We start from the raw sequence: 21,204 nt of genomic DNA on the forward strand, positions 1-21,204 counted from the left end.
ACCTTGCGAATTGGCGATGCCCCAAGACCCGGTTGAGCCCGGAAGCATCTCCGCAAGGCTCGACCGTAGCAACGACGGTCAGGACCACACGGTTTTGCCGTACGCAGCTTCATCCGGCTTCGCTTTAGTAGCTTCGCCGGACTTCGGCGCCGTCCGTCTGCACGCAACAGGACCTCACGAAGTTCATCTCGCCCTCGTCCCGCCTTCGCGTGCCCGACGCAGCAGCGTCCACCGCACCCCGATCCACGTTCGTTACGACGTACGATCGCCCCTCTCCGAGGACCGGGATGGCGAGAGAATGCCGCAATTCCGAATTTCGGTAAAGCGGAATATTTTTGTGGCGGGGGATTGACGGGATTTTGCATGAGCCAAGTGTTTTGCCCGACGGGCAAATGGCGCGCGCGTATCAGCTTTCGACCCTTGCCGACGTCGCGCGCGCCGCGCCACTCCATCCCGGGTTCCATCGAGCCATTCTGCTGACGCAATCTCTGTCTTAGTCGGTGACAACGTAAAACACTGCGTGAGGACCACTCCGGTTCGCACAACGGTTCCGTAGCCAAGGGGTTGGCTCGAATCCGCAAGGGATTGGCGCAAGTTCATGAACGCTTCCGCGTTCGCTTGACCATGCTTGCGGGATCGGGAACCGGACGTTCGAAAAAAATCACAGGAGTTATGATGCTGTTCCGCTCGAGCGCCGCAATTTGCGGCGCCCTGGTTGCGCTTGCCGTTTCTGTTACCGTTGCGCGAAGTGAAGTGAGTGGCGTTCACTCGAGCGCCGTCGTGGATGCCGCTTCCGGGGAGGCGATCGTTGGCGCAGCATCCATGTACAATCCATTCAAGCCCGGCAAGGAAGAGGGCGGTCCGAACACAGCCTCCGGCGAGCGTTATGATCCCTCTGTTTGGGCGGCCGCCATCAAGACGAATTTGCGTCGGAAATTCGGTGGGGTCCAATTTGGCGCAAGGCCGAAATATGCCCTCGTCGAGGCCGTCGGCAAGAAGGTCATCGTCAAGATCAATGACGTGGGGCCATTAAGGCCCGGCCGCATCATTGACCTCAACGAGCGGACGATGCGCCATTTCGATCCAAGCCTGGAGCTCGGAGTCATTGACGACGTAAGAGTTCGCCCGCTTTCAGGGGACTATTGGATTCCGGGACCGGTGGGCTGAGCGTCCCCGCGCGAAGGCGGTCGCGCACGTCTCGGACAGCGGGCGCGCCCCGGTGGCCTCCTCGCCTCGGATCCACGGGGCCATGCCATCTCTGGCGGCAAGGCGTTGATAGGCCGGTCCGCATTGCCATGGAATTCTGAAATGAAAAGAACCAGGTCGAATGTCTCCTCCTGGCCCGTAGCGACGAGAATCCATGTCTGTCCAGACTTCGGCAATCAGAGTGCGAACCTGTTGTGCTCAGCGGGAGTTTCGCATTTTGCCCCTGACCGGACATTCGACCGGCATCTGCCATTGCGTGATTGGCTGACCGCCGCCGTTGACCCAACTGCGGCATTGTAGGGCCAGATTACCGGAATGCATGACACCTTCAATGTGATAGAGTTGCTCCGCCAAGGCAGCGTACCTTTGGGGGCAGCCGCAAATGACGACGTTGGTGTCCACCGCGAGCGACTCGATCATCAGCTCTTTGGGTATCGGGGCGCGATACAAGCCGTTCGAACATCACGGCATGTATGAATTTTTCGAGCGCGCCCGTGCCGCGGAGCCAGTGTTCTTCTGCCCGGAGATCAACTACTGGGTCGTGACGACGCGGGAGGATGTTCTGCTCCTTCTTCGGGATGCGACCAGTTTCTCGGCCGACATCGCGTTGGCTCCGGTCACACCCCTGGCGCCCGAAGCCTTGGCCATCCTGAAGGCTGGCATGGGCGCGGAGCCGACACAGGTCAATTGCGATCCGCCCAAACACGACCGTATTCGGCGGGTCGCTGGGCGCTTCCTGAATGCCAGACGTTTCGAGACGCTGGTGCCCGACATACGTCGACTGGCGCGCGAGGCCATCGGCGCCCTCGAGGGTCGCGCCGAAGTCGATCTCGTTGCCGACCTTGTGTACGAGCTTCCGGCGCGAGTCCTCTTCCTGCTGATGGGTATTCCGGCCGACGATGCACCGCGCATCAAGCGCTGGGCGGGCTACCGCATACTAATGACTTTCGGGGATCTTTCACCGGAGGAGCAACGGCGCGGCGCCGAGGACATGGTGGCCTACTGGCGCTACTGCGTCGCGCTGGTCAATGATCGCCTGCGCCGTCCGGAAAGCGACTATGCAAGCTTCCTGATTGCGCACCGCGGGGAGGTTGAACCGGAGCTATCTGACAACGAGATCATCTCATTGGTGTTTGGATTGCTGCTGGCAGGGCACGAGTCCACCACCAACCTCTCCGCCAACGCGCTCCTGGCACTGCTCAGCCACCGCCCGAGCTGGCAGGCGATCTGCAGCGACACCTCGCTGATTCCTGGCGCCGTCGAAGAAGTGCTGCGCTTTAGCACCTCGATCGTGTGCTGGCGGCGGAGGACCCGAGCGGCGACGGTACTGCAGGGAGTGACCATTCCCGCCAACGCCAATGTTCTGCTCGCCCTCGGTGCGGCCAACTACGATGCAAAACTGTTCCCCGAGCCCGAACGCTTCGACATCAAACGGCCGAATGCGAGCGAGCATGTATCCTTTGGCAGGGGGACGCACTTTTGCATCGGTGCGCCCTTGGCCCGGCTGCAGCTTATGGTGCTGCTCGAGGAGATCGTCAGGCGTTATCCCACGCTTGCGCTGGTGGAGGACCAGCCAATCGAATACACCCGGACCATTGCCTTCCGCGGTCCCAAGCGCTTGATGGCCCGCCTTGGCAGCTGATCGCGGCCCCTGGGCGGGATGCGTCCGCCGCTATATGGTTCTGCCAATGACCTTTCGAACGACGAGCTCGGAACTACGGCGCGCCGCTTGCCTTCCCACCGATCGTCGTGCCCGCAACGCGAGCACGATCCGGCTCATCGTAAAGTCTAGAAAGCCCTTCATTGCACCGACGAATGACAGGTGCCATTTGGCACTCGGTGCCTAAACGAAGGGCGGCTGCATAGTGAGTCTCGGCGCTGACGACCGATCCAAGAGCTGACAAGGCTTCAGCCAATGCCACCGTCGCCCATGCTTCGTTCCCTCTCTCTTCGTACAAACGGGCCACTTCGATGGCTCGCTCGCAAAGCCGAACGGCTTCGTCGTGGCGACCCGCAAGATGGTTCGCTTCAGCGAACCGTGCAAGTTCAAGCGCGTGATTTACGAAGATGCCGCTGGTCGTTGTACGATGTATAGCCTCCTGAAAAAGGTCAAACGCCTCCTCGAAAAGGCCCAGGTGAGCTAGGGCGTACCCGAGAGTCAAACAGATGTTGACTGACCAAGCGAAAAACTCCCATTTGCGGCACAATGAGAGACTAGTCCGCAAGGTGACCTCCGCCTCTCCAGGGCGCCCGGCAAGAGAGAGAGCGAAACCTTCACTCAAATGTGCGATTGTTCTGCAGAGCGGCAAGTTTACTTCATCGGCCAGCCCGCGCATCACGCGCGCAACGGCCATCGACTCGTCGGCATGTCCTTGTTGAGATAGTGCCCAAATGAGCCAAGCCCGATAGAAGATGACTGAGGGCCCTGGTGTTCCTGCCCACGCCAAAGGATCGCGCGACTCCAAATCTTGAATCAGCTTCCGGAGCGTAGCAACGGAGTTGGCATAGTCGCCCCGCGAATAAGCAGCTTGCGCCCCGAAATATTGTGCCGCGCGCGTCAGGCTTCTGTCTCCGTCGGCAAACTCCAATGCACGGGCTGCCGATAGCATGCTCGCACCAGGCCGACCCACAAGCTGCAAATCCCGAGCAACATAAGCGGTCGCCCATCCCAGCCGATGCCGATCTCCCAGCTCTACCGCAAGTTTCTCCGCTTCTGTGGAATTGGCCAGGCTTCTTTCGATGCCTGCGGTGGGGAAAAGCGTATTACGCAACTCGAAGCGCAGATCAATTTCGCTCCGCAGTCGATCTGACGAATGCGGCAGGTGTCTGCACGCGGTGATTCCATGATCGAAGAGTCGCGATGCTTCGACATACGCGGATCGGCCGGCAGCCCGGCGCCCGGCTATGACGGCAGCCTTGAGCAGCTCTTCCCAAACCTCCCCAAGCGCGGCGTGATAAACGATCATCTCGGCGTGTTCATCGAGGCGGTCAGGATGTATTCTCAATAGCGCTGCCACAATTTGGCTGTGCAGATCGCGGCGCTGCCCTCGTGGAAGTCTCGAGTATGCGACTTCCTGGATGAGAGCATGTGAAAAGCTGGCTTCGTCCATGTCGGATTGCTGAAGCGTTCCAGAATCGCATAACGAACGCAGGCTCCGACGAAAACTCGCGTCCGGGCTGGAATTAAAAACGGCGCGGAGTATTTGAAGAGAGAACCGGTTTCCTAGGGCAGAAGCAGCCGTTACAATCCGTTTGTGTTCGGCATCCAGGCGGTCTAAGCGGGCAGCAATGACCGCTTGGATTGTGTGCGGAATTTCAGGCTGATGGGTGTGCCCGGCATTGTCGGAAATGTCAGTCGCCAATACGTTGCGAGCCAGCTCTTCCAGGAAAAATGGATTTCCGGCAGACCGCGCCACCAGTCTCTGGCGCAACCAATGATCGGCAACGCCCGGGAATGCCTCTCGCATCAATCGTTGCGTATCGCTAGACGAGAGAGCTGCAAGAGAGATTACGCTTGTGGCCTGACCGGTCATCGTTGGAGCGAAATCCGGCCTATTGGTTGCCAGAAGCAACAGCCTGCAACCAGATGATGGAGCAAAGTCGAGAAGCTTTCGACTTTGCTCGTCACCCCACTGCAAATCCTCCAACAATAATACGACGGGTCGGCGTCCACTGATCGCGTCAAATAAAGTCCGCACAGTGTCACGCAAAGCGTCGCCTCGATGTAGTGGATCCAATTCATCCCACGCGGCGGCATCTTCACCCAACGGCAGCGCCAGGAGCGACAGAACAGCACCTAAATGAACCGTGCCATCGCCAATCTCGGCTACTTGCTTTCGAATGCCATCGGCTGACGCAGATGGCTCAATGCTTGGATCGATTCCAAAAGTTGAGCGAAGCACGGAGCCGATGAGTTGATACGGCACGTTCCGCCCGTATGAAACGGCATCTGCCTCAACGATTCGCCAGCCACCTGCCTGAAGCTTTTTGGTAAACTCCCAAGCGAGGCGGGACTTACCAACTCCTGCCTCACCGGTGATTGAAACTGCGGCGGATGAGCCGGCGAGAACACGCGCGGCGATCTTGTTTAGTTCATCGAGCTCGCTATCGCGCCCAACGAGCGGGCTCAGGCCCCGCGATACCGCTTCACTAAATCTGGAAGTGCCATGATGCACTCCTGTCAAAACAAACACATCCTGCTGATTGCTGAAACCTCGCAATGCTTTCTGCCCCAACGAGGTAAACTCAACGGAGGGCCCCGCGGCCGCTCGCGTGCTTGCATCACAAAGTGTGGTGCCCGGATTCGCCATTGCCTGGAGCCGCGACGCGAGGTGAAGCGTCGCTCCAAAAGCGCCATAGACGCCCGCTATGCTAATTCCAGCAGTGCTCAAGAACGTAAGACCCGACGCGAGGCCCACACGTAGCGACATGCGCTGCTCCGATGAAACAGCTGCCTCGTGCATACGCAATGCCGCGCAACAGGCGCGCAACGCGTAATCCTCCTGACTTTGCGGTGCACCAAATAGCGCCAGCACGCCGTCGCCGCGCAATTGGTTCACGATCCCTCCGAATGCCTGTACGGCATCCAACATCAACGTCACGGTCGGGTTGAGAATCGCTTCTGCGTCATCGGGGGATAGGCCTGCGACAAGGTTCGTTGAATTGACGATGTCTGCAAACAGCACCGTAACATGCTTGAGTTCTCCCTCTCGGTCTGAATGAGGGGTCTCTCCCGGACGCAATGGAGCACCGCAGGCATCGCAAAAGCGCGCCCCTGCTCGAGCAGGGTTCGCGCATCGTGGGCAAGAACAAGGCTCTGGCGATGGGGTATTGGACATTCCTCCGCCCCTTTGGCCTCTTTGGAGTTCAGTCTAATCTGCAGACGATGATTACTCTCATCCTGGACCGGCGTACTTGCTTCCGGTGACCGCCTTCTTCGCTTTTCCAACCGAGTCAGCGATGACGTCCTCGAAGGGCATGATCGAAACGAGTTCGACGCTCTTAATTCCTGGCTGCGTCGACAGCGCGATCCTGAAGGCCTGCGCAGAGTTCCGCTCTTGAAAAGCGAGAACGGCGAAGAGGTCGTCACGCCCGAATATTCCAAACTTTTCCAGTACGACGTGCTGCAACTGCTCGTTGCGATAGGGCGCCCTTTCATAGAAATGAAACGAAGCGAACGATCCGCCAAGCGAGGCTATGAGATCGCGGACTGGCCCTAACCTCTCATCGAAGGTGGGTGCCTTTTGGACGATATCTTTCCAGCCCGTCGTCGAATATGAAAGCTTAAGAAGGTAATGCTCCATGAAGACCCCCGAATCTGACTGCTACTGTTTGGGTGCCGGATGTGAATGACGTCAGACGAACTGCATCGACGAGCGTCGTTGCCGCCGCGCAACACTGAAAAATTGAGCGGCTTCTAATACCGAACCAACTGGATTGTGCCATCTCCCTTGACTGCAGGTCTCTCGCGCCTTCTTGGGCCGATTAGAATGAGAGCTTTCCAGCTAGGCTCATGACTCCGCGCTACAAGCCGGATTGAAGGATGATTGGCTTGCAGGGACGGTGATCAGGCGACCGAGATTAGCCACAAAAGCATCCTGAGCCAAGCGATGATGATGGGCAGGGCGTGAAAGATAAGCAGCACTCATGCGCAGAATAGTATGGGGGTGCCAATCACGGCCAACACGCCATCAGGTACACCCGGCAAAGCACCCTCACCAGGCTGGGGGCAATGAGGAGTGGATTCTCATTCGTTTCGGCGGCATCGATTGCGTCAACCAGCCGACGATCCGCCCGAGAAGTCGATCGTAGCCTGGATCCGCATTGAAATGCCGCCCCAAGGGGTGCTCTCCACGGCCGACCAAATTGATGAAAAACACGCGGCTCGCTGCGTCGCATGATTTGCCACGTCAGCTGACGATGGTGGCCGGACATCGGCCGCGCAGCTCCACAACCACCGCTTGTGATCCGGAGCTGACGTATCTTCAACCCGCTTAAGCGAGCTGGGTCCTCTTGTGACCAATGTCACAGAGCAAGCATTTGCTTTTCGTCATGCTCTGTCTAATCTTTCAGACTGCATTCCGGGGGGACTGCTGTGAGTCGTTTTGGTCCTTTTGCATTATTATTATTCGCCGTCTTGCTTGCCTGCGGTCCGGCCCATGCCGAGAAGCGCGTGGCGCTCGTCATCGGCAATTCGGCCTACAAGAGCGTACCCAGGCTCACCAATCCCGTGAGCGATGCCACCCTGGTCGGCGGCATGTTCAAGAGGGCGGGGTTCGACGATGTCGATGTCAGGCTCGACCTCAACGCCGCCGATATGCGCCGGTCGCTGCGCGAGTTCGCGGGTAGGACCCGCGATGCCCAAGTTGCCGTCATCTACTATGCCGGACACGGCATCGAGCTCGACGGCACGAACTATTTGATCCCCACGGATGCTGCGCTGGAAACCGACGGCGACGTGCTCGACGAGACCGTCGCGCTGGACCGGGCGCTCTTTGCGGTGGAGCCGGCCAAGCAGCTTCGCCTGGTCATCCTGGACGCCTGCCGGGACAATCCGTTCGCCAAGACGATGAAGCGCACGGTCGCTTCCCGCGCCGTTGGCCGGGGTCTCGCCAAGGTCGAGGCGACCAGCCCGAACACCATGATCGCCTTCGCCGCCAAGGCGGGCTCGACGGCGTCAGACGGCGACTCCAAGAACAGCCCGTTCGCGGCAGCCCTGGTCGAACGGCTGCCGACGCCGGGACTCGATCTGCGCAAGGCCTTCGGCTTTGTCCGCGACGATGTCTTGAAGAATACCGGCTACAAGCAGGAGCCCTATGTCTATGGCTCGCTCGGCGGCGACGACGTGCCGCTGATCGCAGCGAAGCCGGTCGGCACCGGGCCGCAGGCAAGCCCCGACAGCGAAATCCGGCGCGACTACGAGCTGGCGCTTCAGCTTGGCACGCGTGAGGGATGGACTGCCTTCCTCAACCGCTTTCCCAGCGGCTTCTACGCCGATCTCGCCAAAGGCCAGTTGAACAAGATCGCCGCCGAAGAAACCCGCACTGTGGCCGCAGACAAGGCTCGGCAGGCCGAAGACGAGAAGGCTCGGCTTGCGGCGGACCGCGCCAAGAAGGCCGAGCAGGACAAGGCGGCTGCCGCCGCCAAGGCCGCCGAGGACGCCCGGCTCGCGGCCGAGAAGGCCAAGCAGATCGAGGAAGCAAAGGCTGCCGCAGCCGAGCAACGCAGGAAGGATGCCGAGGCCGCCGTCGCCAAGGCGCTGGCCGACAAGCAGGCTGCCGAGAAGGCGCTCGCCGACAAGATCGCGAACGACAAGACGGCGTCCGAGCTGGCCGCAAAGCAGGCGACCGAGAAGGCTCAGCGTGACGTCGAGCAGAAGGTCGCCGCAGTTGCCCCAACCCAATCGCCGCCCAGCCTCTCGCCGCAGGAAACTGCCAAACTGGTGCAGTCAGAACTCCGTCGCGTCGGGTGTCTGACGGGTGCAGCGGACGGAGAATGGACCACCGCCGCGCAGCGCTCGCTGACGCTGTTCAACAAGCATGCCGGAACGAAGTTCGACACCAAGCTGGCGAGCTTCGACGCTCTCGACGCGATCAAGAGCAAGCAGGGGCGCGTCTGCCCGCTGGTCTGCGACCGCGGCTCCAGGGCTGATGGCGACACCTGCGTGAAAATCACCTGTCGCGCCGGCTATCGCGTCAACGACGACAACGAATGCGAGAAGGTGCAGGACAAGAAGCCGGTCGCGACCCGCGAGGACGCCAAGCCGCGAGACGTCGAGAGGAAGAAGAGCGAAGCCGCGCCCGCAAAGCCGCAGGCCACGGGGCAGATATATTGCAACTCCGGAATATGCCGTCCGGTGCGACAAGGATGCCGCTTGCAGCTGCAGACTGGTGCTTCGACTCAGGGACAAATGACTGAGGTCTGCCACTGAGGACATAGCCTGGGACGCTCCTGATGCCCGCGACTTCTTCAATCGTGGCACGCCATTGTGGCGATGATCACGCAAATGGAGTTCCGCTGGGTTAGACTTTGAATACGCTGCTCACGTTTGATTTGGGGCTGTAATGGGCGCGCTTCGTTTTCTTTTGTTCGTTTTTGCCGTGTGGCTCGGATGCGGACCGGCAATGGCCGAACGGCGCGTGGCGCTGGTGATCGGCAATTCAGCCTACAAGAGCGTCCCCCGGCTCACCAACCCAGCGAACGATGCCACCCTGGTTGGCAGCATGTTCAAGAAGGCAGGTTTCGAAGCTGTCGACATCAAGCTCGACCTCACTGTCGCGGAGATGCGAAGGGCACTGCGTGACTTTGGCGACAAGACGAAGGATGCCGAGGTCGCCGTGATCTATTACGCCGGTCACGGCATCGAACTTGATGGCACCAACTATCTGATCCCCACGGACGCAACGCTGGAGAGGGATAGCGACGTTCTCGACGAGACGATTGCTCTGGACCGCGCGCTGTTCGCGGTCGACCCCGCGAAGAAGCTCCGCCTCGTCATTCTCGATGCCTGCCGCGACAATCCGTTTGCCAAGACGATGAAGCGGACGATCGCCTCGCGCGCCATCGGGCGCGGCCTCGCCAAGATCGAGCCGACCAGCTCGAACACGATGATTGCTTTCGCGGCCAAGGCGGGCTCGACGGCGTCAGATGGCGACTCCAGAAACAGTCCGTTCGCGGCGGCCCTGGTCGAGCGTCTGCCGACGCCGGGGCTCGATCTGCGCAAGGCCTTCGGCTTCGTCCGCGACGATGTCTTGAAAAATACCGGCAACAAGCAGGAGCCCTATGTCTACGGCTCGCTCGGCGGCGATGACGTGCCGCTGGTCGTAGCGAAGCCGGTTGCGACGGGACCACAGGCGAACCCCGATGAGGCGGTCCGTCGCGACTATGAGCTGGCCCTGCAAATCGGCACTCGCGAGGTCTGGACCGCATTCCTCGCAAAGTACGCAGACGGATTCTACGCCAGCTTGGCCAAGGGGCAGTTGAACCGGATTGCCGCGGAAGAGACCCGCGCCGCAGCGGTTGAGAAGGCGCGGCTGGCCGAGGAGGAGAAGACAAGGCTGGCATCCGAACGCGCGAAGAAGGCCGAGCAGGACAAGGCGGCGGCCGCCGCCAAGGCCGCGGAGGATGCCCGGCTCGCGGCCGAGAAGGCCAAGCAGGTCGAGGAAGCCAAGGCCGCGGCCGCCGAGCAGCGCAGGAAAGATGCCGAAGCCGCCGTCGCCAAGGCGCTGGCCGAGAAACAGGCTGCCGAGAAGGCGGTCGCCGACAAGATCGCGAACGACAAGGCGGCGTCCGAGCAGGCCGCAAAGCAGGCGACTGAGAAGGCTCAGCGTGACGGCGAGCAGAAGGTCGCAGCCGTTACCCCAACGCAATCGACGCCCAGCCTCTCGCCGCAGGAGACTGCCAAACTGTTTCAGTCGGAGCTCCGTCGCGTCGGGTGCCTGACGGGTGCAGCGGACGGAGACTGGAGCGCCACCGCGCAGCGCTCGCTGACGCTGTTCAACAAGCATGCCGGGACGAAGTTCGACACCAAGCTGGCGAGCTTCGACGCTCTTGACGCGATCAAGGGCAAGCAGGGACGCGTCTGCCCGCTGGTCTGCGACCGCGGCTTCAGGGCTGATGGCGACGCTTGCGTGAAGATCACCTGCCGCGTCGGCTCTCGCGTCAACGACGATAACGAGTGCGAGAAGGTCCAGGACAAGAAGCCGGTCGCGACCCGCGAGGATGCCAAAAAGCGAGATGCGGAGCGGAAGCAGGTCGAGGGCGCGCCCGCGAAGCCGTCCGCCTCTGGTCAGATGCTCTGCAACGCTGCAGGCTGTCGCCCGGTGAAGCCCGGCTGTCGGATTACTAATCTGAAGTATCAATCTGGAGGCCAGTCCGCTCCAGGAGGGGCACAAGCGGAAGTGTGTGACTGAGTGGCTGCGTGGTTCAACGCCCATGATGCCGATTCCAGCAAACGTCGTCGGGCCCACCGCGCTCTGCCACCAGGATCAGAGCTTCCATTGCTGCTTACCACTCCGGCCGCAGCTCGAACGGCGCCGCCCCCAACCCTTTCCGTGATCGACGTCACATACCGTCCGCTTGCCTTTCGGCAGGCTGCGAATACGCTGCTCACGTTTGATTTGGGGCTGTAATGGGCGCGCTTCGTTTTTTCTTGATCATTTTTGCCGTGTGGCTCGGATGCGGACCGGCAATGGCCGAACGACGCGTCGCGCTTGTGATCGGCAATTCGGCCTACAAGAGCGTCCCCCCCGGCTCAGCAACCCGGCGAACGACGCCACCCTGATCGGTAGCATGTTCAAGAAGGCGGGGTTCGACATGGTCGACATCAAGCTCGACCTCAACGCCGGCGAGATGCGCAGGGCGCTGCGCGATTTTGGCGGCAAGGCTCGTGAGGCCGAGGTGGCCGTCGTTTACTACGCCGGCCATGGCATTGAACTGGACGGCACCAACTACCTGATCCCGACGGATGCGACGCTCGAGACGGACAGCGATGTGCTCGACGAGACCCTGCCACTGGATCGCGCCCTGTTCGCCGTCGAACCCGCCAAGCAGCTCCGGCTCGTCATTCTCGATGCCTGCCGCGACAATCCCTTCGCCAAAACCATGAAGCGGACGATTGCGGCGCGCGCCATCGGGCGCGGTCTCGCTAAGATCGAGCCGACCAGCCCGAACACCATGATCGCCTTCGCGGCCAAGGCGGGCTCGACGGCTTCGGATGGCGACTCCAAGAACAGCCCGTTCGCGGCAGCTCTCGTCGAGCGTCTGCCGACGCCGGGGCTCGACCTGCGCAAGGCCTTTGGCTTCGTCCGCGACGATGTCTTGAAGAACACCGGCTACAAGCAGGAGCCCTATGTCTATGGCTCGCTCGGCGGCGATGATGTGGCGCTGGTTCCTGCAAAGCCTTTGGTCACCGCGCCGCAAGGGCCGCAAGCAAACCCTCAGGACGGGATCCGCCGGGACTATGAGCTTGCCCTGCAGACAGGAAACCGGGACGGATGGGAAGCATTCCTCCAGGCTTATCCCGAAGGGTTCTATGCAGGTCTCGCTCGTGCGCAGTTGAAGAACGTTGCGGCCGAAGAGGCGCGCGCAGCTGCAGTGGCCAAGGCGCGCCAGGCTGAGGACGAAAAGGCGCGGCTCACGGCTGAGCGCGCCAACAAAGCCGAACAGGACAAGGCGGCGGCCGCCGCCAAGGCCGCCGAGGATGCCCGGCTCGTGGCCGAGAAGGCCAAGCAGGTCGAGGAAGCAAAGGCGGTCGCAGCCGAGCAGCGCAGGAAGGACGCCGAGGCCGCCGTCGCCAAGGCGCTGGCCGACAAGCAGGCCGCCGAGAAGGCACTCGCCGACAAGATCGCGAACGAGAAGGCGGCCGCCGAGCTGGCCGCAAAGCAGGCGACTGAGAAGGCTCAGCGTGACGGCGAGCAGAAGGTCGCCGCAGTTGGGCCCAGCCAAACGCCGCCGAGTCTCTCGCCGCAGGAGACGTCAAAGCTGGTGCAGTCAGAACTCCGTCGCGTCGGGTGTCTGACGGGTGCAGCGGACGGAGAATGGAACGCCGCCGCGCAGCGCTCGCTGACGCTGTTCAACAAGCATGCCGGAACGAAGTTCGATGCCAAGCTCGCCAGCTTCGACGCACTCGATGCCATCAAGGCCAAGCCGGGACGCGTCTGCCCCCTGGTCTGCGACCGCGGCTTTAGGGCTGATGGCGATACCTGCGTGAAGATCGCCTGCCGCGCAGGCTATCGCGTCAACGACGACAACGAGTGCGAGAAGGTGCAGGACAAGAAGCCCGTCGCGACCCGCGAGGATGCCAAGCCGCGAGACGACGAAAGGAAGAAGGTCGAGGCCGCGCCCTCAAAGCCGTCCGCCTCCGGTCAGATGCTCTGCAACGCTGCAGGCTGTCGCCCGGTGAAGCCCGGCTGTCGGATTGTTGCACCCAAAATTGGACCGCACGTTACCAATATGGCGGGCGCACAAGAGGAAGTTTGCAACTAGCCAATTTCTGCAGGCTTCTTATGCCGACTTGGACTGTCTTGTCGTTTGATGATCTCGCCAATCTCGAACTGCGCGGCAGCGCCGGAGAAGCACATTCATCGCGCAGAGGGTTCCTCTTCGCCCACCTCGTGTCCGGTGAGGCGATCGTCGGAGCGGCGCAGCCGCCGGCAAAGCTCGCGATTGATGTTCTGCAGGACGATCACATAGGCGTGGATATCGGCCTTGTAGCACGCGTAGAGCTTTTGCGCCGTCAGCTCGTACAGCACCGTCGGACTCTCCGCGACCACCGTGGCGGAGCGATTTTGCATTTCAATCAGCGACATCTCGCCGAAGAAATCGCCGGGCTCCAGAATGGAAATCGGGATGACGCTCCCCGAATTCGCCCGTTTGTTCACCGCCAGCCGGCCGGATTTGACGATGAACATCGAGCGTCCCGGCTCGCCTTCCGCCACGACGGTCGCGCCGGCATCAAAGCGGCGCTCGACCAGCATCGAAATCAGGAGGTCGAGGCTTGGGTCCGGGAGACCGCCGAAGAACGGCGTCGCGAGCAGGAACTCTTTCAGCTCGGGAGCACTGACAACCATCGCGAAAGGATACGCCGCGTCGCGATCTGCGGCAAGCAGAGCACACACAGGCGATGACGACGCCCAACGTGCTTGAATCAACGTGCTTGAATAAAGACGTCTGTAAATCGCGATCAATCGCGCGTGGCCTACTGCGGCGCAATGCTCTCGCCGCGCAGCGTCCGTCGCCTTCGCCACACCTGCAGGTCAACCATGACTTTCACGGTTGCCGCGAGGACGAGCGCGCAGAGCGCCGCCTTCGAGATCGTCTCCATCGTCCCCTCGATCAGCAGGCAATGGACCACGCTGCCGGCGACGATGACGATCGCGAGAGGCATGTGAACGAAGCGCCAGGTTCGCGGTCGCAGTCCCAATCGCCGGCGCAGCGCGGCCAGAAGCGCAACAATGAAGATGGCCCACATGGCGGTCACGCCAAAGGGGGAGAACGGCGTCGGCGATGAGAAGGTCAGCGCGTCGATCATGTCGGGCGGGCTGGTGATCCAGAGGCCGGCGACGTGGATCACCACCGCCAGCGCAAGCGCGCCGCCGATCCAGTGATGGCCACGCCGTCCGCGATAGGCCGACAGTCCCGGCAGGTACCCGCCAATCAGCAGGGGCTGAACCAGCACGAGGCCGAGGGCGACGATCCCCGCAAACCCGGCGAGGATGTAGACCGGACCGCGCCACGCGAGCTGCTCGCTTCCCGCAGCCTTGGCGATCGGCACGCCGATGGCCAAGGCAAGGGCGACCCAGATCAGGGGCGCCAGGGCCGATCTCCACCCCTTCATTTGCAACGCGGTCAGGCCGGCTGAAGGACGAAATGCGCTTCCAGGCTGGTTTCCTTTGCGCTCCGCATCACCGGCCGCAGAAAGACGGTTTTGAACTCGCCGCTGTCATAGGCGAGGTGACCATGCGGCTGGCCGAAGATGGGAATGATCTGCGGCATCTCGAGCCGGAACTTGCCGTCCTTGTCGGTGAGCGTGGCGCCATGACTCTGCGGCTCGTGCTCCTGCCCTTCGGTCGTGTGCGCCCAGATCTGGATGCGCTGCCCGGCGAGTGGAGCCCCGTCGCCGGCGCGGCGGACGGTGCCGCTCATCCAGAAGCCGCCCTTGCCGATCCGGTCCACGATCGCCGCGCCCTTGCGGTAGTTGTTCGCCCCGCCCGACATCGACTCGGTCGGTGCGAGACCGTCCGCGCGGGCCGGCAACAGGAGTCCGGGAACCCCGCTTGCCAAAACCCCGGTTGCCAGGACGGAGCCGCCGACGGCGAGGAGGTTGCGGCGGTTGAGTACGACCATGGTCATGTCCATTCCTCCTGGCGCCCGTACAATGGCTCCGGCAAGAGTACAACAACAGGCACCGAACGCCCAGTTGGGACAAAGGGCGCAACAGGTCGCAATAACAGTGTTGTGAACGCAGGCGCGGGCCGCTCAGACAGCTCTACCCATCCTACGCGCTATTCAGCCACGCTTGCCCTGTTGTCGTTCAAGGCGGAGCCTTTGCGCTCTCATACGTTTTATCTCTTCATTGAGAGCGTCAGTTTTTTCATCAAGGCGTGAATTCTCTGATTTCGGCTCGTCGCGCTGACGTATCTTTTCGAGCGCTTTCTCAACCGAGAGCTTGGTCGGATCGGCCATCATACCTCTCCAGAAAGGGAATCGAAGCAACCAACGTCGGAAGTGAAAATGAAGCCAAGTCTTGAATGTTGACGTAAGTCAAACCTGCGCTGAAAGTCCCCTGGGTCAAAAAGCGCAATCTGGGCAGTTCGCCGGTCACCCACGACAATTCCGAATGGCATCGTTGCGTCCGTATCTGGGGGACCGTGCGGCGCTAACATTCGGACCTGGACAGCACTACATGTGGGCTTCCGCCGCATATCTCCCTCCATTCGGACCCCGACGCATGATCCCCTTCTCCGTGCTCGACCTCGCGCCCATCCGCCAAGGTGGCGATGCGGCGCAGGCGTTTCGCAATTCGCTCGATCTCGCACGGCATGCGGAGGCCTGGGGCTACAAGCGGTTTTGGCTGGCCGAACATCACAACATGACGGGGATCGCCAGTGCCGCAACGTCGGTGGTGATCGGGCATGTCGCGGGCGGCACGAAGACGATCCGCGTCGGCTCCGGCGGCGTCATGCTGCCGAACCACTCGCCGCTGGTCATCGCCGAGCAGTTCGGCACGCTGGAGTCGCTCTATCCGGGGCGGATCGATCTCGGGCTCGGGCGGGCGCCGGGCACCGACCAGTTCACCGCGCGGGCTCTGCGGCGCGATCTCGCCACCACTTCCGAGAATTTTCCGCATGACGTGCTGGAGTTGCAGGCGCTGCTCGGCGACGTCCAGCCGAACCAGGCGATCCGCGCCGTGCCCGGCATGGGGACCAAGGTGCCGCTGTGGATCCTGGGATCGAGCACCTTCGGCGCGCAGCTGGCGGCCATGCTCGGCCTGCCCTTCGCGTTCGCCTCGCATTTCGCGCCGCAGATGATGATGCCGGCGCTGCGCGAGTATCGCGCGCGCTTCGAACCGTCGGCGCAGCTCGACAAGCCCCATGCGATGGTCGGCGTCAACGTGTTCGCCGCCGACAGCGACGCCGAGGCGCAGCGCATGTTCTCATCGCTCCAGCAGCAGTTCATCAATCTGCGCCGCGGCACGCCCGGCCCGCTGCCGCCGCCGGTCGACGACATGGACGCGCTGTGGTCGCCGGCCGAGAAGGCCGGCGTGGCGCAAGCGCTGTCCTGCTCCGCGGTCGGCTCGCCTGAAGTGGTCGAACAGAAGCTGAAGGCGCTGATCGCCGAGACCGGCGCGGACGAGCTGATGACCACGGGCCAGATCTACGACCACGCCGCCCGGCTGCGCTCGTTCCAGATCGCGGCGGAGGTGCGTGACAGGCTGGCGACGCAGCCGGCCCGGTGATCACACCGGGCCGGACGTCGGCGATACCCTCCCGAGCGTGGCAAATTCGCGCAGATTGCAGTTACGGCCTCGACGTCCTACACTCGCCGCCTGGAAGGGTAGCGTAGCGCCGATCCCTCAAAGCCTGATCGTAGGCCGCCGATGGACGTGGTCCGCAGTCGAGCATTCGATTTCGTCGAGACGGTGCGGCAGCTTCCTGATGTCGCGAGCATTCTGGATGCAATGAGCCGCACGCTCGGCCAGCACGGCTTCGACTATTACTGCACTTCCTATGTCGCCCCGCTGTCGACCGAAGTACCGCGCCAGGCCGTTCTCGCCGAACGGTTGCCGGCCGGCTTTCTCGATATGTATTCCGAGGCGCAGTATGTGTGGCACGATCCCGCGCTGCGTTATTGCAGGACAACGCTTCAGCCGTTCCGCTGGTTCAGGGAAGCGCCGTACGATCCGGAACGGGAGCCGCGCGCCGTCGAGCTCGTGCGACGCGCCCGCGACTTCGGCATGGTGGACGGCGTGGTGATCCCTGTCATCTCGCCAGCGGGCCGCAACGGCCAGGTGTGGTTCGGCGGCGCCGAGATCGATCTGCCGGAGCGCGATCTCCCCGCGCTCCACCTCATGGCGCTTTACGCCTTCGACCGGGTGCTGAAGCTGCGCGGCCTGCCCGAGGCTCCGCAGCTCGTACTGTCCTCGCGTGAGCGCGAGGTGCTGACGCTCGCGGCCGTCGGGCGATCCAGCGACGAGATCGCCGACGCCTTGACCATTACGGTACGCACCGTGAAGGCGCACATCAAGAGCTGCTGCAGGAAGCTCGGCGCAGCCACCCGCACGCAGGCCGTGATGATCGCCATGCGCGACCGGATCATCTCGCCCTGAGCGTGAATGGCCCGATCGCGACCGGAGCCGATCAGTCGGCAAACCCGAACAGCTTTGCCGGATTGTGCACCAGAATCTTCTCCAGCGTCGCCTGGTCGGGCGCGTAGCGGTACATCAGCTCGAGCAGGTCCGCGTCGTTCGGCGGCTGCTTGACGGAGACCGGATGCGGCCAGTCGCTGGCCCAGACGCAGCGGTCGACGGCCGCCTCGATATAGGCGCGCGCGATCGGGATCACGTCGTCGTAGGGCGGGCCGGCTTTCGAGGTCTTCTCGCCGAGCGACAGCATGACCCAGAAATTGCCCTTGGCGAGCAGCTCCAACATCTTGCGCAGGTTCGGATCGTTCCTGCCGGCTTGCGGATCGGGCCGCGCCATGTGGTCGATCAGGACGGGCACGTCGAGATTCTCGTACTTGGCGACACTGGAGACGATACCGTCCTTCTCCGGCTGGATCTTGACGTACCAGCCGAGCTCGCGAATGCGGGCGATGGCGCGGGCGAAATCGGCATCCGACAGCACCGCGCCGAGCTCCTGGCGGAAGCTGAAGCGCGCGCCGCGCACGCCGGCGTCGTGCAGCTTGGCGAGATAGGCGTCGCTCGCCTCGGCGAACACCAGCGCATTGGCGCAGCCGCGATAATTCGGGCCCATCGCCGCAAGGCCGTCGAGCACGACGGAATGATCGGCGCCATAGGTCGTGGTCTGCACGATGATGCCGCGCTCGATGCCGAGCGCCTTGTGCATCCACAGCGCCGCTTCCCAGGTCGCGGTCGGCATCCGGTAGGCCGCACCGGGGCGCTCCGGATATTTGTCGATGGGGCCCAGCACGTGAAACTGGCTGTCGATGGTCTTCGGTGGCGGCGCCTTGACCGGGCGGCGCGGGTTCGGGTCGAACGGCAGATAGGTCGGCATGCGCTGGCTCCTTCAGTCGATCACGGCGGTGAAGTCGCACTGCACCAGCGCGCCGCCGTCCATGTTGTCCATCGGCAGCGCGTGGCGCGCCGGGCGCGAATGCTCGTCGGGAAACATCTTCAGCCACTCGATATTCACGGGCCCGCGCTGCGAGCGGTCCTTCAGCCACACCGTCATCTTGATGATGTCGTCGGTGGTGCCGCCGGCGGCTTCCACCGTCGCCTTCATGTGCGCGAACATATTGGCGCATTGCGCGTCCAAGCTCTCGGGCATCGCGCCGGCCGCATCGCGGCCGAGGATGACGCCCGACATCACGAGATTGCCGATGCGGCAGGCGTTCGGAATCGGGTTGGCGTGCTTGAAGCCGCCGATATGGATGCTCTTGCGCCGTGTCATGGTGCGCTCTCTCTTATGTGTTGGTTCAGACGAACTGGCACGACACCGAGCCGAACGCGCCGTAGTCGGCGTGGAAGGTGTCGCCGCGGCGGATGTCCACCGGACGCGTGAACGATCCCGCCAGCACCACCTCGCCGGCCCCAAGATATTCGTCATGCGGCGCGAGGCGATTGGCGAGCCAGGCGATGCCATTGGCGGGATGGTTGAGCACGCCGGCGGCAAGCCCGGTCTCCTCGACCTCGCCGTTGCGGAACAGGAGCGCGCCGATCCAGCGCAGATCCGCATCCATCGGGCGGAACGGCCGGCCGCCGAGCACCAGCGCGGCATTGGCGGCATTGTCGGAGATCGTGTCCATTACCTTTCGCGTCTTGCCGGTCTCGGGATCGACGCGATGCATGCGCGTCTCCAAGATCTCCAGCGCCGGCGTCACGTAGTCGGTGGCGTTGAGCACGTCGAAAATGGTGCAGTCGGGCCCGCGCAGCGGCGCCTTCAGCACGAAGGCGAGCTCGACCTCGATGCGCGGCGCGTGAAAGCGGTCGAACGGGATCGGCGTGGCGTCGGCATAGAACATGTCGGCGAACAGCACGCCGTAATCGGGCTCGGAGATGCCGACCGCGTTCTGCATCGCCTTCGAGGTCAGTCCGATCTTGTGGCCCTTGACGACGCGGCCGCGACCGAGCTGGAGTTTCGTCCAAGCGCGCTGGATGGCGTAGGCGTCCTCGATCGTGAGGCCGGGATACTCTTTCGAGAACATCGGGATCAGCGCCTTGGTGCGCTCGGCCTCGTCCAGGCGCGCGGCAAGGCGTTCGATCGTGGCGGCATCCAGCATGGTCTATTGCTCCGCGGCCACGGTGTTGCGCAGCACGCCGATGCGGCTCGACTCGACCTCGACGACGTCGCCGACTTTCAGCCAGCGCGGCGGGTCGAAGCGCGCGCCCGCGCCGGTCGGCGTACCCGTCACGATCATGTCGCCGGGCTTGAGCGTGGCGAAAGTGGAGAGATAGGAGATCAGGAAATCGAACGGGAACATCAGCCGCTCGGTGGTGTCCTGCTGCCGCACCTCGCCGTTGACGCGCGTGATGATGTCATGAGGCCCGCGCGGATCGAGCTCGTCAGCCGTGACGATCCACGGGCCGATGCTGCCGGAGCGGTCGAAATTCTTGCCTTGCGTGACGTTGAACTTGCCGTGGCGCAGCCAGTCGCGGATCGTGCCCTCGTTACAGAGCGTCATGCCGAAGATGTGCGCGAAAGCCTTCTCGCGGGGAATGTGGCGGCCGCCCTGCCCGATCACGATGACGAGCTCGCCTTCGTAGTCGAGCTGATCCGAGACTGTGGGCTTCTCCAACGGCTGGCCGGAGCCTGTCATCGAGGACATGCTGCGCACGAACAGGCTCGGATATTTGGGCAGGTCCGAATTGTCCTTATATTCGGCGTTGCGCTCGGCGTAGTTGACGCCGATGCACCAGAGCTTTTCCGGCGCCAGCACTGGCGGCAGCAGGACGAGATCATCGATCGCGTAGTCCGGCTTCTGGTCGGCAATCGCTTCCTGCGCGTCCGCCAGCGCATTGGCCGCGATCAGCGCCTTCACGTCGGAAAAGTCGCGGCCGATCCGTTTGGTCAGATCGACCACGCCGCCCGCGACAGCCGCACCGTAGCGGAGCTCGCCGTCCAGGAGATAGCTCAGGAGTCGCATTGTCGTTTTCTCCAATGGTCTTTTGGGCACAAGGGCCGGCGCGGTGACCCGCGCGCTCAGTCTTTCGATTTGGGCGTCTGGAACACGGTGTTCAGCGTCACGATCTCGCCGAGGCGCGCGTAGCGCGGTCCGCCGATGCGCGCGATCGGGTCGAGCGCCCTGGTCTCGACCTTGCCGTTTTCCACGAGGCCGTCACGAATGTGGAACATCACGACCTCACCGACGATCAGGCGGCTGCGGGCGTCGCCGAATTCGAGGCACTGCCGGAACACGCATTCCATCGCGACCGGCGCGGCCGCGAGCCGCGGCACCTTGATGCGCTCGCTCGCGAGTGTTTCGAGGCCGAGCTCGGCGACCTCGCTGACGTCGGGCGGATGCTCGATCGAGCTGTCGTGCACCGCTGACATCAGCGGGGTATCGGCGATGTGGATCACATATTCCTCGGTATCGAGGATGTTGTGCGCGGTGTCCTTGTAGTCGGCGCCCTTGCGGCCGACGCTGATCGCCAGCATCGGCGGCTTCTGCGAGACGAAGGTGAAGGCGCTGAAGGGCGCGAGGTTGAGCACGCCGGAGCGCGACAGGCTCGTCACCCAGGCGATCGGGCGCGGCACCACGATGCCGGTCATCAGCCGGTAGATGCGCTCCGCGCCGAGCTCGCTGGGATCGATCCGCATC

The 21,204-nt window shown here is 62.8% G+C and carries 17 protein-coding genes and 1 pseudogene; 7 read left to right on the forward strand and 11 right to left on the reverse strand.

Going from position 1 to position 21,204, the window contains the following annotated elements; all coding sequences use genetic code 11:
• The first annotated feature begins 672 nt into the window (after positions 1–672).
• A complete protein-coding gene (locus XI08_RS43790) occupies positions 673–1,167 on the forward strand; it encodes a septal ring lytic transglycosylase RlpA family protein (protein WP_198033683.1) in 495 nt (164 codons plus the stop codon).
• A 421-nt stretch (positions 1,168–1,588) separates the two neighbouring features.
• Positions 1,589–2,848, forward strand: a complete 1,260-nt coding sequence (locus XI08_RS43795) for a cytochrome P450 (protein WP_271579192.1) — start codon at positions 1,589–1,591, stop codon at positions 2,846–2,848.
• A gap of 73 nt (positions 2,849–2,921) precedes the next feature.
• Here the strand turns inward: XI08_RS43795 and XI08_RS43800 are convergent, their stop codons facing one another.
• Positions 2,922–6,044 carry an ATP-binding protein gene (locus tag XI08_RS43800; protein ID WP_271579193.1) on the reverse strand — a complete coding sequence of 1,041 codons (3,123 nt, stop codon included), beginning with the start codon at positions 6,042–6,044 and terminating at the stop codon, positions 2,922–2,924.
• Positions 6,045–6,101: 57 nt separating this feature from the next.
• A complete protein-coding gene (locus XI08_RS43805) occupies positions 6,102–6,509 on the reverse strand; it encodes a hypothetical protein (protein ID WP_271579194.1) in 408 nt (135 codons plus the stop codon).
• A gap of 791 nt (positions 6,510–7,300) precedes the next feature.
• Here XI08_RS43805 and XI08_RS43810 point away from each other — a divergent pair.
• The 3 genes and pseudogenes from XI08_RS43810 (at position 7,301) to XI08_RS43820 (ending at position 13,191) form a co-directional block, all read left to right on the forward strand.
• Complete coding sequence (locus tag XI08_RS43810; RefSeq protein WP_442869935.1) at positions 7,301–9,136, forward strand: caspase family protein; 1,836 nt, start codon at positions 7,301–7,303, stop codon at positions 9,134–9,136.
• Positions 9,137–9,269: 133 nt separating this feature from the next.
• Complete coding sequence (locus tag XI08_RS43815) at positions 9,270–11,117, forward strand: caspase family protein (protein WP_271579196.1); 1,848 nt, start codon at positions 9,270–9,272, stop codon at positions 11,115–11,117.
• A gap of 218 nt (positions 11,118–11,335) precedes the next feature.
• A pseudogene (locus XI08_RS43820) lies at positions 11,336–13,191 on the forward strand (caspase family protein).
• 95 nt (positions 13,192–13,286) lie between these two features.
• On the opposite strand, the gene XI08_RS43825 reads toward XI08_RS43820, so the two are convergent.
• From XI08_RS43825 to XI08_RS43840, 4 genes are all read right to left on the reverse strand, one after another.
• Positions 13,287–13,775, reverse strand: coding sequence for a cyclic nucleotide-binding domain-containing protein (locus XI08_RS43825; RefSeq protein ID WP_271579494.1), 489 nt, complete (start codon positions 13,773–13,775; stop codon positions 13,287–13,289).
• Between the two features lie 128 nt (positions 13,776–13,903).
• On the reverse strand, positions 13,904–14,542 hold the full coding sequence (locus XI08_RS43830; protein WP_271579197.1) for a ferric reductase-like transmembrane domain-containing protein: 639 nt from the start codon (positions 14,540–14,542) through the stop codon (positions 13,904–13,906).
• Positions 14,543–14,553: 11 nt separating this feature from the next.
• Complete coding sequence (locus XI08_RS43835) at positions 14,554–15,057, reverse strand: Twin-arginine translocation pathway signal (RefSeq protein ID WP_135177726.1); 504 nt, start codon at positions 15,055–15,057, stop codon at positions 14,554–14,556.
• Between the two features lie 156 nt (positions 15,058–15,213).
• Positions 15,214–15,390: a hypothetical protein gene (locus tag XI08_RS43840; protein ID WP_192859540.1), complete on the reverse strand. Its 177-nt coding sequence runs from the start codon at positions 15,388–15,390 to the stop codon at positions 15,214–15,216.
• A gap of 265 nt (positions 15,391–15,655) precedes the next feature.
• Between XI08_RS43840 and XI08_RS43845 the strand changes: the two genes are divergently transcribed.
• Together XI08_RS43845 and XI08_RS43850 are read left to right on the forward strand one after the other, a co-directional pair.
• On the forward strand, positions 15,656–16,663 hold the full coding sequence (locus XI08_RS43845) for an LLM class flavin-dependent oxidoreductase (RefSeq protein ID WP_271579198.1): 1,008 nt from the start codon (positions 15,656–15,658) through the stop codon (positions 16,661–16,663).
• A gap of 141 nt (positions 16,664–16,804) precedes the next feature.
• Complete coding sequence (locus tag XI08_RS43850; protein WP_271579199.1) at positions 16,805–17,533, forward strand: helix-turn-helix transcriptional regulator; 729 nt, start codon at positions 16,805–16,807, stop codon at positions 17,531–17,533.
• 31 nt (positions 17,534–17,564) lie between these two features.
• Here XI08_RS43850 and XI08_RS43855 read toward each other — a convergent pair whose 3' ends face one another.
• From XI08_RS43855 to XI08_RS43875, 5 genes are read right to left on the reverse strand one after another with little or no spacing between them, the layout of a single operon-like run.
• Complete coding sequence (locus XI08_RS43855) at positions 17,565–18,440, reverse strand: amidohydrolase family protein (RefSeq protein WP_271579200.1); 876 nt, start codon at positions 18,438–18,440, stop codon at positions 17,565–17,567.
• A 12-nt stretch (positions 18,441–18,452) separates the two neighbouring features.
• Positions 18,453–18,836 (reverse strand): RidA family protein, encoded by a 384-nt coding sequence (locus XI08_RS43860; RefSeq protein WP_271579201.1) that lies wholly within the window; start codon positions 18,834–18,836, stop codon positions 18,453–18,455.
• Positions 18,837–18,861: 25 nt separating this feature from the next.
• Positions 18,862–19,665 carry a 2-oxo-hept-4-ene-1,7-dioate hydratase gene (gene hpaH, locus XI08_RS43865; RefSeq protein ID WP_271579202.1) on the reverse strand — a complete coding sequence of 268 codons (804 nt, stop codon included), beginning with the start codon at positions 19,663–19,665 and terminating at the stop codon, positions 18,862–18,864.
• A gap of 3 nt (positions 19,666–19,668) precedes the next feature.
• Positions 19,669–20,529 (reverse strand): fumarylacetoacetate hydrolase family protein, encoded by an 861-nt coding sequence (locus XI08_RS43870; RefSeq protein ID WP_271579203.1) that lies wholly within the window; start codon positions 20,527–20,529, stop codon positions 19,669–19,671.
• Positions 20,530–20,585: 56 nt separating this feature from the next.
• Positions 20,586–21,203, reverse strand: a complete 618-nt coding sequence (locus XI08_RS43875) for a flavin reductase family protein (RefSeq protein WP_271579204.1) — start codon at positions 21,201–21,203, stop codon at positions 20,586–20,588.
• Position 21,204: the final 1 nt, after the last annotated feature.

The organism is Bradyrhizobium sp. CCBAU 11361, from assembly GCF_028128935.1.
Taxonomy (GTDB): domain Bacteria; phylum Pseudomonadota; class Alphaproteobacteria; order Rhizobiales; family Xanthobacteraceae; genus Bradyrhizobium; species Bradyrhizobium niftali.